This is a genomic window from Sandaracinus amylolyticus (assembly GCF_021631985.1).
Lineage (GTDB): Bacteria > Myxococcota_A > Polyangia > Polyangiales > Sandaracinaceae > Sandaracinus > Sandaracinus amylolyticus_A.
In genome coordinates, this window is sequence record NZ_CP070225.1 from 4,608,089 (window position 1) to 4,619,827 (window position 11,739).

The window sequence follows — 11,739 nt, forward strand, 5'->3', positions numbered from 1 at the left end:
ATCAGAGCGCGTGCAGCACGTGGTTCGCGGGGATCTCGAGCTGGGTCACCGGCTCGAGCTCACCGATGCCCGTCTGCTCGTCGACGTCGGCGCGCAGCACCTCGAGCACCTCGCCGTTGCGACGCACCACCACGATCGCGCCCTGCCCCGCCCACCAGCACCGCGCACGCAGCAGCGCGCCCTCGCTCGCCTCGTCGTTGAAGCACGCGCCGACCTCGGTGCCGATCGCGACCGTCTGGATCGGCTCGTCCTCGCAGATCAGCACGAGGCCGATCGCGGTGCGCGGCATCTCCTCGTCGCTCGTCTGCGCGACCTCGGGCTCCGCGAAGCGCAACGCGGCGGTGCACTCGCGCCGCGGCGCGTCCTCGGGTGTCGTGGTGCCGACGTTCGTCGCGCCGCCGCACGCGGCCAGGAGCGCGGCCACCGCGATCATCCACGCCCGCACGATCACTCGTCTCCCGCCGCGATGCCGTAGCTGCGCAGCTTCCGCTGCAGCGTGCGGCGATCGATCCCGAGGCTCGTCGCGGCCTTCGTGATGTTGCCGCCCATGCGCGCGAGCGTCCGCTCGATGTGCGTGCGCTCGAGCTCGGCGAGGCTCATCTCCTCGTCGCTCGACGCCGGCGCGCTCGGCGCGACCACGCGCACGGCGGGAGTCGATGCGCGGGTCGTCGTCGCGCTCGGATGCGCGAACACGCTCGCCGCGATCATCCGGCGGACCAGCTCGCCGTCGAGCACCTCGCCGGTCGCGAAGAGCGACGCGCGGCGCAGCACGTTGAGCAGCTCGCGCACGTTGCCCGGCCACTCGTAGCTGGTGAGCGCCTTGATCGCGTCGGCCGCGAGCTGCCGCGGCGCGCCGCCGATGCGCTCGAGCAGGTGCACCGCGAGCTCGGGCACGTCCTCGACGCGCTCGCGCAGCGGAGGAAGGCGGAGCGGGAACACCTGCAGGCGGAAGTAGAGATCCTCGCGGAAGCGGCCCGCCTGGACCTCGCTCCACAGATCGCGATTCGTCGCCGCGACGATGCGCACATCGACCGGGATCTCGCGTGCCTCGCCGATGCCGCGCACCTTCCGCTCCTCGAGCGCGCGCAAGAGCTTCGCCTGCGACTCGAGCGGGAGCTCGCCGAGCTCGTCGATGAAGAGCGTGCCGCCGTTCGCCTCGCGGAAGAGCCCGAGGCGATCGCCCGTCGCGCCGGTGAACGCGCCCTTCTTGTGGCCGAAGAGCTCGCTCTCGAAGAGATCGCGCGGGACGCACGCCGCGTTGAGCGCGACGAAGCGCCCGTTCTTGCGGGGCGAGCGCAGGTGCAGGTGGCGCGCGACGACCTCCTTGCCGGTGCCGGTCTCGCCGTAGAGCGCGACGGTCTCGTCGGTCGGTCCGACCCGCGCGACGAACGAGCGCACCTCCTCCATCGCCGCGCTGGTCCCGACGAGCGGCGGCGCGAAGTCGCTCGCCGCGCTGCCCGCATCGACCGCGCCACGGCCACGGCGCGCCTCGGCGATCGCCTGATCGAGCAGCGGCTGCAGGATGTCGGCGTCGACGGGCTTCTCGAGGAACGAGAACGCGCCGAGCTTCATCGCCTGCACGGCCGCGTCGACCGAGCCGTGCCCGGTGAGCACGACGAACTTCGTGGGCACGCGCGAGCAGCGGCGCAGCACCTCGAGCCCGTCGAGATCGTCCATCCGCAGATCGAGCAGCGCCGCATCGGGCGGATCGCCTGCCTCCAGCTTGCGCACGCCCTCGTGCCCACCGGCTGCTTCGTCGACGCGATAGCCGAGGCGACCGAGCGCCTTGCGCATCGCGAAGCGGAACGCTGCGTCGTCGTCGACGACCAGCACGCGACCGTCGCTGGTGCTCACGCCGGGACCTCCCGGGCGAGGCCCTCGCGCGGTGCGCTGCTCGCCGTGCGGATCGCGCCTGCGCGCGCGGCGGGCAGCACCACGCGCGCCCGCGTGCCTCCACCCTCGCGCGGCACCAGCTCGATGGTTCCCTGCATGGCGCGAACGAGCATGTACGAGGTGTAGAGCCCGAGTCCCGTGCCCTGTCCAGGCGGCTTCGTCGTCGCGAACGGCTCGAACAGACGCTGCCGGAATTCTTCGGAGATCCCCGGCCCGTCGTCGTCGATGACGAGCTCCACGCGACCCTCTGCCTCGTCGTAGCGCGCCGAGACGTAGACGCGCCCGTCGTCCTGCTCGCGCACCGCGTCGTACGCGTTCTGCAGCAGGTTCACGATGACCTGCACCAGTCGATCACGATCCGCGACCACACCGAGCTGATCGACGCCCTCGCCGATCTCGACCGGAGGCGCGCGACGCATGCCCGCGAACACCAGCGCGCGGGCGCGCTCGACGACCGCGGCGAGCGGGACCTCGCCCTGCATCTCGGCGCGCACCACGTCGCCGCCGGTCAGGAGGCCCTGCGTGATGCGGCCGAGGCGGCGCGTCTCGTCCTGCACGATCGCCGCGCTCTCCGCGGCATCCGCGATCAAGCGCGAGCGCGTGTCGGCCGCGCTCTCGTGCTCGAGGTCGCGCAGCACCTTCTGCATGTCGGCGGCGAGCGTGCGGATCGTCGCGAGCGGCGTGTTGAGCTCGTGCGCGACGCCGGTGGTCACGCGACCGAGGCTCGCGAGACGCTCCGCGAGGATGAGGCCGCGCTCGTCGATCACGCTGCTGGTGCGGTCGAGGTAGAGGTTCATCGCGCGGCGCGGACCACCCTTGCGCGCGCCCGCCGTCGCGAGCGGGAACACGAGCATCTCGTACACGCGCTCGATGCCCTCGACCGTCGCGGCGAAGCGACAACGCCCGGGCTCCGACGCCGCGAGCGCGCGCCGCACCGGACACTCGCCCTCGACCTTGCCCTGACAGGGACGATGCTCGCCGGGACAGCTCCAGATCCCCCCGGCCTGCGCGTACGGCGAGAGCTCCGCCGCGCGCTTGTTGCGCCAGATCACCGTGCCGTCGCCGTCGACGACCTCGAGGCCTGCGTCGAGCTCGCTGAGCGTGTTCGAGAGCACCTCGTACTCGAGCGCCACCGCATCGCCGATGCGCGCCAGTGCGAGCTCGCGCTCGCGCAGCTCGCGCACCGCGTGCGACACGATGTACGCGACGGCGCCGAGCACACCACCGAACGCGACGAGCTCGCTGATCAGATCCCACGGCGCGACGGGATCCCACGTCGCGATGCGCAGCGCCGAGACGTGCTCCGTCGCCCAGAGCGCCGCGCTCGCGAGGAGCGCGACGCCGGCCGCGATGAACGTCGCGCGCGCCCCGCCGAGGATGCCCACGACCGCGACGTGGAAGATGTAGTTCGCGATGAACGGCGTGTGGACGCCGCCCGAGGCCCACAGGACCGCGGTGAGGATCGCCATGTCGACGATGGCGTGCACGATGCCCGCGCGCGGATGGTGGGTGCGGCGGATCGCGAGGATCGTGTTGTACCCGGCCGCGACGATCGCGATGCACGCGAGCATCGGCGCGTGGAGCCCCGGGAAGAGCCCGGCCCACGAGAAGATCGCGCCGAGCGCGATGAACGTGATCGCGCCCCACCGCAGCCGGATGAGCCAGCGCACGCGCGAGTCGCGGAAGTCGTCGGGCTCGGTGGCGAAGGCACCACTGTCGGCAGCGCCCTCGGCCCCGTGGAGGAGGGCATGCCACTGCGACGCGGACGACATCGCCGGGATCTCGGGCCGTTCGGCGGAGCCGAAAAGAGGGTTCGGCGAGGACGGCATCTCTCTTCCGAATCATGACACCGCCGGAGCGGGCGTTCATCGACCCGGGAACGTTGCGCCGGCGCGCGTCGCATGGGCACCCTCGCGCGGTGAGCCGATGGGACCGCGCCCGAGAGCGTGCACGCTTCGCGATCGCGGTGGTGGTCACCAGCGTGCTCGGCGCGGCGTTCGCGGTCGTCGTGCGCGGCGGCATCGAGCGGGCGACCGAAATGCTCTTCGGAGATCGCGAGGTGGTCGCGGCCTTCCGTGCGCTCCCCGCGTGGGTGTGCCTGGTCGCGCCCGCGCTCGGCGCGCTGCTCGGCGGGCTGATCGCGATGGCGGCCGCGGCGCGCCTGCCGGCCTCGCACGGCGTCGGCGACGTGATGGAGAGCGTGGTGCTCGGGCGCGGCCGGGTCTCGCTGCGCGCTGCGCTCGCGAAGACCGCGTCGTCGATCTGCGCGATCGTGTCGGGTGGATCGCTCGGTCGCGAGGGTCCGCTGATCCAGGTGGGCGCGGCGCTGGGCGGCGCGTGCGGCGGTGTGCTCGGGATGTCGCCCTCGCGCACCCGCATCCTGCTGGCGACGGGCACCGCGGCGGGCTTCGCGGCCGCGTACAACACGCCGATCGCGGCGACGCTCTTCGTGATCGAGATCGTGACCGGCGTGGTCGCGCTCGAGGTGATCGTGCCGGTGGTCGTGGGCGCGGCGGTCGCGACCGCGATCTCGCGCATCACGCTGGGCGAATTGCCGTTCTACGGGCTGCGCGACTACGCGCTCGTGACGCCCGGACAGCTCGCGAGCTCGATCGTGCTCGGTCCGCTCGGCGGCCTCGCGGGCGTGCTCTTCATGCAGATGCTGAGCAGCGGCGAGGCGCTCTTCTCGCGGGTGAAGCTGCCGCTCGCGATGCGCGCCGCGCTCGGCGGTCTGATCGTCGGCGCGATCGCGATCGAGCTGCCGGCGGTGACCGGCAACGGTGCGGAGCCGATCCGCGAGCTGCTCGACGGGCACGTGGTCGGGCTCGCGCTGGTGGCGCTGCTCGTCGCGAAGCCGCTCGCGACGACCGCGTCGGTGTCGTCGGGGAGCGCGGGCGGTGTGTTCACGCCGTCGATGTTCCTCGGCGCGTCGCTCGGCGCAGTGATCGCGTCGATGCTCGCGACCTCGGGGATCGACGCCGAGCGCGAGGCGTTCGTGGGCTCGTTCGCGCTCGTCGGCATGGCCGCGGTGGTCGCGGCGACGACCCACGCGCCGCTGATGGCGACGGTGCTCGCGTTCGAGATGAGCGGCGATTACGCGCTCGTGCTCCCGCTGCTCGCGGCGACGTCGCTCGCGACCGCGACCGCTCGCGCGATGCGCCGCGAGTCGATCTACGGCGCGGAGATGCGGCGCAAGGGCGTGTCGTGGGACGGCTCGCTCGCGCATCGGCTCGCGCGGGCGGTGCATGCGCGCGACGTGCTCGAGCAAGCGCTGGTGCTTCCGCGCGAGATGCCGCTCGCCGAGGTGCACGCGGAGCTCGCGGCGCGGCGCGCACGGGTGGCGTACGCGACGATCGACGAGGGTCGCGTCGTCGCCGTGGACTTCCGCGCGCTCGCCGACGCGGACGAGGCCCAGCGGCGGGCGACGCTCGGGGACGCGGGGACGAAGGTCGATCCGATCGTGCCCGACGACGATCTGCCGCGGATGAGCGAGCGGCTCTGGGACGCCGAGTGGGGCGAGCTGCCGGTCGTCGATGCGCGCGGCGAGGTGCTCGGCATCGTGACGCGACGCGGTCTGCTCGGCGCGATGGATCGCGAGCTCTTGCAGCGCGATCTGCTGCTGACGCGCATGACGTGGTCGGAGGCGGAGCCCGGTCGATTGATCGAGCTGCCGCGCAACTACCGCATCGGGCCGATCGACGCGCCCGAGGACGCGGTGGGCGGCGCGCTGGACCCGAGCGCGGTGCGTCGCGAGCTCGGGCTGTGGGTGCTCGCAGTGCGAACCGGCGGCGCGCGCGCGCCGTGGCGCGACTCGCACGAGAGCGGCGTGGTCGCGCCCGGCGATCGCTGGCTCGCGATGGGCCCGCGCGACGCGTTCGAGCGACTCGGGCAGCGCACGACGAGGCTCCCCGCCGGGTGAAGCGCGCCGCGGACGTATCAAGCGCGATGAGAAAGGCGCTCGTCGAAGCGTTCGAGAGCCTTTCGCACGACGAGAGAGAGCCTCTCGAGCCCTTCCAGAGCCTTGCGCACGACGAGAGAATGCCTCTCGAGCCCTTCCAGAGCCTTGCGCATGACGAGAGAAAGGCTCTCGCGCTCTTCGTCGGGCCTCCGTACGACGAGAGAAAGCCTCGCGAGCCCGTCGGCGCCCTTCGTCGCGATGAGAGAACGCCGCTCGAGCCCGTCGAGGGCCTTGCGCAAGACGAGAGAACGCCTCTCGAGCCCCTCGGAGCCTTCCGCTCGGCGAGACAAAGCCTCTCGCGCGCTGCGACAGCGCTGCCCGCGACGAGAACGCACGCTGACGCGAGACGACAGATCCGCGCGTTCGTCGCGCGGCGGGAGACGGGGGCTCAGCGGCGCCCGGTGGCGAGCACGGAGCGGAGCGGACTTCGGTCCGTGAGCACCGCGCGCAGACGGCGGGGGACGATCAGCCCCCGTATCGCGCCGCGTCCTTCCCGGTGGATCCCCGGCTCGCGTTCACCGTGAAGCGCTCAAGATCCGCGCGGCGCGGACGCTGAGCGAGTACGCGAGCTGCGCGCGGCTGTCGGTGCGCGGGTCGGTCACGCCCCACGCGTGCATGCGCGACAGCGCGTTGCGGTGCATCGAGAGCGCCGCGTAGGTGCGCTCCGAGCAGCTGCGCTCGGGGATCGGGGTCACCGACGACGAGTCCGCGGTGCCGATCGAGCGCGCACAGCGCGCGGCCGCGAGCTCCGCGGTGGCGAGCGCATCGGCGACGCGACCGCTCTGCTCGTAGGCGCGTGCCAGACGATGTGCGACGGCGGGGTCGGCCTGCACCGATGCGTCGGCGGTGCTCAGGGTCGCGACCGCGAGGTCGGGGCGATCGAGGTCGAGGTAGGCGTCGGCGAGGTGCTCGGCCAGCGCGGGGTCCTCGCGATCGCGCGCGAAGCGATCCTCCATGTCCGCGAGATCACGAGTGAGCTCGGCGTGTGGATCCATCGCGGAGGAGGGCTCGGCCAGGGTCAGCGACGCCCACGCGAGCGCCAGCGTGCAGAGGATCCCGACGTTGAGCTTCGCCTCCATCCGCCTCTTCCTCCCGCTGAGAGCGTTCGCGGCGGTCAGTCCGCGAACCAGGAACACTGTGACCCCGGCGTGCGAGGAGGCTTGGACAGCGCTCCTCGGCGAAAGTTCCCGGCGCTTTTCGTACCCCGGCGCCGCGAGGTTCTCCCTCGGGGCCCGAACGGCGAGCGTGCCACGCGGGCCCGATGCGGTCATCCTCGGGGCGGCGTGGCGGTCGTCTACTTCGTCGTCCTGGTCGGCGTGCTCATCTTCGTGCACGAGCTCGGCCACTTCGCGTGGGCGAAGTTCTTCGGGGTGAAGGTCCTGAAGTTCTCGCTGGGCTTCGGACCGCGCATCGCCGGCGTGCAGCGCGGCGACACCGAGTACGTCATCGCGGCGTTCCCGCTCGGCGGGTACGTGCGGATGCTCGGCGAGAACCCGAACGACACGGTCTCGCCGGAGGACGCGGGGCGCTCGTTCGCGGAGCAGCCGCTGTGGAAGCGCTTCGTGATCGTGCTCGCGGGGCCGGCGATGAACCTCGCGTTCCCGATCCTCCTCTACTTCGTCGTGTTCCTCGGCGTCGCGGCCGAGCGCACGCCGCCGGTGATCGGCACGGTGTTCCCCGATCGCCCCGCGGCGGAGCACCTCATGCCCGGCGACCGCATCGTCGCGATCGACGGCGACGAGATCGCGACCTGGGACGGGCTCGGCGAGCACGTCGAGCCGAGCGCGGGTCGCGCGCTGGTGTTCACGATCGAGCGCGACGGGCAGCAGCTCGAGCGCTCGATCACGCCGACGTGGAGCGAAGAGGAGCGACCGCTCGAGCTGAGCGCGCGCCTCGGGCGCATCGGCGTCATGCCGTACCACCCGCTCGCGGTGATCGGCATCACGTCACCGTCGCAGCCCGCCGCGGCGGCGGGGCTCCGCAGCTTCGATCGCGTGGTCGCGGCCGGAGGTCGTCCCATCGAGCGATGGATCGATCTGCAGGCGGTCCTCGAGCGGAACCGCGGCTCGATGCTGCCCATCACGTACCTGCGCCCGCAGCGCCTCACCGACGTGCTGTCGGGGCTCGCCGATCTCGATCTCTACGAGCCCCACGTCGCGACGCTCACGCCCGAGGGTGGCTCGGGGAGCGGCATCGATCGCGCCGGGCTCGAGAGCAGCGATCTCTACGTCGCACGCGTGGTCGCGGGGTCGGCCGAGCATCGCGCCGGGCTGCTCCCGGGGGATCGGCTGCTGACGCTCGACGACCAGCCGATCCGCATGTGGGCGCAGTTCCTCGAGGACGTGCGCGCGCACGCGGGCGACGAGCGCACGCTCGCCTGGAAGCACAACGATCAGGAGATCACGCGTCGCATCCGGCTCACCTGCGATCGCACGGTCGAGGGCGGTGTGATCTCGTATCGCTACGGGATCGAGCACTTCGCGCCGACGACGGTGGACGCGCCGGTGCCGCATCCCTCGCCCGTGAGCTTCGCGCTCCGCGAGTCGCTGAGCGCGACGTGGCAGATGATCGAGCTCACCGGCGTGTCGCTGGTGCGCCTCTTCCAGGGGCGCGTCTCGCCGCGCGAGGTCGGGGGACCGCTCGAGATCGCGCGTCAGGCGCAGATCGCGGCGCGCGGAGGGTCGCTCGACTTCCTCGCGCTCATGGCGTTCATCTCGATCAACCTCGGCCTGCTGAACCTCTTGCCGATCCCGGTGCTCGACGGTGGGCACCTCTTCTTCTTCGCGGTCGAGGGCGTGTCGCGTCGTCCGGTGAGCCGGCGCTTGCGCGAGCTCGCGTCGCTCACCGGGCTCGCGATGCTCGTCATCGTGATGGTGCTCGTCTTCACGAACGACGTCGCGCGGCAGTGGCCGGACATCGTGGCGGCGTTCGAAGCGCTGGAGTGATCGGTGGTCGCGCCTGCTTCTCCTGCGCGCGTCGTGGCGACGCGCGTGCTTCATCGGATCGGCACCGAGGGCGCGTGGGCATCGCCCGCGCTCGACGCGGAGATCGAGCGCGCCGGGCTCGACGCACGCGACGCCGCGCTCGCGACCGAGATCGTCTACGGCACGCTGCGCACGTTGCCCTCGATCGATCGCGCGCTCGCGTCGAAGCAGACGAAGAAGGGCGAGCTCGAGCCGCTCACGCGCGCGGCGCTGCGCGCGGCGCAGTACCAGCTCGCGCATCTGTCGGGCGCGCCCTCGCACGCCGTCGTCTCCGACGCGGTGTCGATCGTGCGTGCGCAGCGCGGCGAAGGGCTCTCTCGCTTCGCGAACGCGGTGCTGCGCGCGCTCGCGCGCGAGCGCCCGGCCTCGCCCGAGCGCGCGACGAGGCTCGAAGTGCCGAAGTGGCTCGAGGGCGAGATGACGCGCGGCCTCGGCGCCGAGCGCGCCGAGGCGTTCCTGCGCGCGCGTCCGCTGCCGCCGCCGATCGCGCTGCGCGTCGAGCTCGGGCGCACCACCCGCGAAGCGCTCGCTGCGCGCATCCGCGAGGCGCGTCCCAGCGGCGCCGTGCGCGAGGGCGTGCTCTCGGCGCGCGCGCTGCTCGTCAGCGGCGTGGGCGATCCGCGCGCGCTGCCCGGATGGGACGAGGGGCTCTTCGCGGTGCAGGACGAGGGCTCGCAGGTCGTCGCATCGCTGCTCGACGCGCACGCGGGCGAGTCGATCGCGGATGCGTGCGCGGGCCGAGGCGGGAAGACCGCGCTCCTCGTCTCGCAGGTCGGCGCGAGCGGGAGCGTGACCGCGATCGATCTCCACGAGCGCAAGCTCGAGCAGATCGACGGCGAGCTCGCGCGGCTCGGGCTCCCGCGCGATCATGCGCGCATCGAGGCGCGCGATCTCTCGGTCGGCGCCGGTGGGCTCGAGCGCGCGTTCGATCGTGTGCTCGTCGATGCGCCGTGCACCGGCCTCGGCACGATCCACCGCCGCCCCGAGCTGCTCCTGCGCCTCACGCCCGCCGATCCTGCCCGCATGGGCGCGCTGCAGATCGCGATCGCGCGCAACGCCGCGAAGATGGTGAAGCCCGGCGGCGTGCTCGCGTTCGCGGTGTGCTCACCGACGCGCGCCGAGGGGCCCGAGGTCGCGGCGCGCATGGAGCGCGAGATCGCGGGGCTCACGCGTCTGGTCGATCGCGTCGAGGGCGTGCCCCTCGCGCCCGACGACGATGGCGTGTGGCGCATCGGGCCGTTCGGCATCGCGAGCGACGAGGGCCCGGACGCCTACCAGGTCGTGCGCTTCCGCGTCACGTCCTGACGACGCCGCGTCCTTCGTTCTTCGCGCGGAAGAGCGCTTCGTCGGCGGCGCGGAGCAGCGTGAACACCTCGTCGCCCTGCGCCGGCCCGACCGCCACACCCGCCGACGCGCCGACCCCGAGCCGCTCGCCGAGGTGCATCACGCGCATCGCCGCGATCGCGTCGAGCACGCGCTGCGCGAGCGCCTCGATCGCGCGCACATCCGCGCCCGGCAGCGCGACCGCGAACTCGTCGCCGCCCAGCCGGCACGCGAATGCGGGCGCGACCACCGTCGCGCCGATCACCCTCCCGACCTCGGTGATCACACGCGCGCCGACGAGGTGCCCGTGCACGTCGTTGATCTGCTTCAGCCGATCGAGATCGATCACCGCGAGCCCGATCGCGGGACCCGCACCTGCGCGCGCGGCGTCGAGGCGCGCCGCGACCTCGAGCTCGAGCTTGCGACGCGACATCAGGCCCGTGAGATCGTCGCGCCAGAGCCGCTCCTCGACCTCCGCGTCGAACGCCTGCTCCACCGCGCCGTGCAGCTCGAAGCGCAGCACCGTCGCGCCGATCTGGATGCGATCCGCCGCCGACAACAAGAGCTTCGCGACGCGCATCCCGTCGACCTCGACGCCGTGCTGGCCGAGATCGACCACGCTCCAGCCCTCGGGCCCGGGCTCGATGCGCGCGTGGCGCCACGCGATCCCGGGATCGCGCAGCGGGAGATCGCACGAGGGGTCGCGACCGATCTCGATCGCGCTCTCGTCGAGCGCGAGGCGAAGGCCGATCTGCGGGCCGTTGAGCACCACGAGCACCGGCCTCTTTGCCGCCCCGTCCGTGCCGTTCCGGGGAGCGCCATCGACGTCGGTCTCGGGCACCGTCGCCCGACCTCGCGGCGGCCAGGTCACGGCGCCGATCGTAGCAGGTCGCCTTTGTACGCGACGGTTTCGTTCACCGCGCGATCACGTCGCCCGATCGACGCTGGCGGGAGCGCGCCGCGGGCCCCACGATCGCCGGCTCCCGATGAACGATCCGCTCGCCGCACATCGCGCGCTCGTCGCGAAGGTCGACGCCTTCGAGGGCGCGGTGCGCGCGCGCCGCGATGCCTCGATGGCGTGCCGCGCGGGCTGCAGCGCGTGCTGTCACGCCGAGCTCTCGGTGTGCGACGTCGAGGCCGCCCTCGTGCGCGAAGGGCTCGCCGTGCTCGACGACGCGGCGCGCGCACACATCGCCGAGCGCGTCGACGTGCACGACGGTCGCTGCGTGATGCTCGACCACGAGGGTCGCTGCGCGATCTACGACGCGCGACCGCTGGTCTGCCGCACCCAGGGCCTGCCCCTGCGCTACCCCGACGGCGTGATCCCCGAGGCCGCGATCATGGCGCGCGGCAAGGGCGCGAACGGCGGTGCGCTCACCTGGTGCCCGCTCAACTTCCAGGGCGACGATCACGCGCCGCGCGCCGAGGACGTGCTCGACGCGGAGCGCGTCGACGCGATGCTCGCGCTCTCGAACCGCGAGCACGGAGGCGACCCTTCGCGACGCACCTCGCTGCGCGCGCTCGCGCGCGAGATCACGGCCGAATTGAACGAGGGAAACGCACTGTGCTAGCGTGCCGGCC

Annotated in this window: 10 protein-coding genes; 4 read left to right on the plus strand and 6 right to left on the minus strand. The window is 72.7% G+C overall.

Annotation, left to right across the window (positions count from 1 at the left end):
- Position 1 precedes the first annotated feature (1 nt).
- Genes I5071_RS19480 through I5071_RS19490 form a run of 3 tightly spaced genes read right to left on the minus strand, consistent with a single transcriptional unit; the run spans position 2 to position 3,665 of the window.
- The gene (locus I5071_RS19480; RefSeq protein WP_236606983.1) at positions 2–424 is read right to left on the minus strand and encodes a hypothetical protein; all 423 of its coding nucleotides are present in this window, start codon (positions 422–424) and stop codon (positions 2–4) included.
- A 23-nt stretch (positions 425–447) separates the two neighbouring features.
- Positions 448–1,854: a sigma-54-dependent transcriptional regulator gene (locus I5071_RS19485; RefSeq protein WP_236606984.1), complete on the minus strand. Its 1,407-nt coding sequence runs from the start codon at positions 1,852–1,854 to the stop codon at positions 448–450.
- Positions 1,851–3,665 carry an ATP-binding protein gene (locus I5071_RS19490; RefSeq protein ID WP_236606985.1) on the minus strand — a complete coding sequence of 605 codons (1,815 nt, stop codon included), beginning with the start codon at positions 3,663–3,665 and terminating at the stop codon, positions 1,851–1,853. The genes I5071_RS19485 and I5071_RS19490 overlap by 4 nt, the downstream gene beginning before the upstream one ends.
- Before the next feature lie 146 nt (positions 3,666–3,811).
- Between I5071_RS19490 and I5071_RS19495 the strand changes: the two genes are divergently transcribed.
- Positions 3,812–5,812, plus strand: a complete 2,001-nt coding sequence (locus I5071_RS19495; RefSeq protein WP_236606986.1) for a chloride channel protein — start codon at positions 3,812–3,814, stop codon at positions 5,810–5,812.
- Positions 5,813–5,829: 17 nt separating this feature from the next.
- On the opposite strand, the gene I5071_RS19500 is transcribed toward I5071_RS19495, so the two are convergent.
- Positions 5,830–6,090 carry a hypothetical protein gene (locus tag I5071_RS19500; protein WP_236606987.1) on the minus strand — a complete coding sequence of 87 codons (261 nt, stop codon included), beginning with the start codon at positions 6,088–6,090 and terminating at the stop codon, positions 5,830–5,832.
- Between the two features lie 276 nt (positions 6,091–6,366).
- Positions 6,367–6,930, minus strand: coding sequence for a hypothetical protein (locus tag I5071_RS19505; RefSeq protein ID WP_236606988.1), 564 nt, complete (start codon positions 6,928–6,930; stop codon positions 6,367–6,369).
- 204 nt (positions 6,931–7,134) lie between these two features.
- On the opposite strand from I5071_RS19505, the gene rseP reads away from it, so the two are divergent.
- Both rseP and I5071_RS19515 read left to right on the plus strand, forming a co-directional pair.
- Entirely contained in the window at positions 7,135–8,796 is a 1,662-nt protein-coding gene (gene rseP, locus I5071_RS19510; RefSeq protein ID WP_236606989.1) for an RIP metalloprotease RseP, read from the plus strand.
- 33 nt (positions 8,797–8,829) lie between these two features.
- Positions 8,830–10,140 carry an RsmB/NOP family class I SAM-dependent RNA methyltransferase gene (locus I5071_RS19515; protein ID WP_236606990.1) on the plus strand — a complete coding sequence of 437 codons (1,311 nt, stop codon included), beginning with the start codon at positions 8,830–8,832 and terminating at the stop codon, positions 10,138–10,140.
- Here the strand turns inward: I5071_RS19515 and I5071_RS19520 are convergent.
- Positions 10,130–11,029 (minus strand): GGDEF domain-containing protein, encoded by a 900-nt coding sequence (locus tag I5071_RS19520; RefSeq protein WP_236606991.1) that lies wholly within the window; start codon positions 11,027–11,029, stop codon positions 10,130–10,132. The two genes, I5071_RS19515 and I5071_RS19520, sit on opposite strands and share 11 nt — an antisense overlap.
- A 115-nt stretch (positions 11,030–11,144) precedes the next feature.
- Here I5071_RS19520 and I5071_RS19525 point away from each other — a divergent pair, with 115 nt between their 5' ends.
- Positions 11,145–11,729, plus strand: coding sequence for a YkgJ family cysteine cluster protein (locus I5071_RS19525; RefSeq protein ID WP_236606992.1), 585 nt, complete (start codon positions 11,145–11,147; stop codon positions 11,727–11,729).
- Positions 11,730–11,739 lie beyond the last annotated feature (10 nt).

Excerpts from the sequence above, each read along its gene's own strand:
- I5071_RS19490 (WP_236606985.1), bottom strand. The coding sequence starts at position 3,665 with ATGTCGTCCGCGTCGCAGTGGCATGCCCTCCTCCACGGGGCCGAGGGC.
- I5071_RS19525 (WP_236606992.1), top strand. The coding sequence starts at position 11,145 with ATGAACGATCCGCTCGCCGCACATCGCGCGCTCGTCGCGAAGGTCGAC.
- I5071_RS19505 (WP_236606988.1), bottom strand. The coding sequence starts at position 6,930 with ATGGAGGCGAAGCTCAACGTCGGGATCCTCTGCACGCTGGCGCTCGCG.